Source organism: Streptomyces sp. NRRL S-495 (assembly GCF_000966955.1).
In the GTDB taxonomy this organism is placed as follows: domain Bacteria; phylum Actinomycetota; class Actinomycetes; order Streptomycetales; family Streptomycetaceae; genus Kitasatospora; species Kitasatospora purpeofusca.
This window is the reverse complement of the sequence record NZ_JZWY01001372.1, coordinates 1-421: the sequence shown is the minus strand read 5'-3', so window position 1 is coordinate 421 and position 421 is coordinate 1. Positions and strand designations below refer to the sequence as shown.

Genomic DNA, 421 nt, shown 5'->3' with positions numbered 1-421 from the left:
GCCGGGGATGTCGAGCACATAGGTGGGCTGGCAGGTGCCGGAGACCCTCCCGCGCAGTCGCCGGACCAGCTCCTGGCCCTCGGCGACGGTGGTGCGGAAGTGCCCGGTGCCCTGGGCGAGGTCGCCGTGGTGCAGGTAGTAGGGCTTCACCCGGTTGGCCACCAGGGTCCGGAACAGCCCCTCCAGCGCCTCCGGGGTGTCGTTCACCCCGCGCAGCAGCACGGTCTGGCTGAGCAGCGGGACGCCGCCCCGGTTCAGCCGCCGCAGCGCGCCGCGCGCCGCCTCGCCGATCTCCTGGCTGTGATTGGTGTGGACCACCACCCAGACGGGGGTCTCGGTGGCGAGCGCGTCCACCAGCTCGTCGGTGACGCGCTCGGGGTCGACCACCGGCACCCGGGTGTGGAAGCGGATCACCTTCACA

General features: G+C 72.7%; 1 pseudogene. It reads right to left on the bottom strand.

The annotated features are described in order from the left end of the window. Window positions 1-421 (bottom strand): annotated as a pseudogene (locus tag VR45_RS41730) (lysine 2,3-aminomutase); the annotation flags it as partial.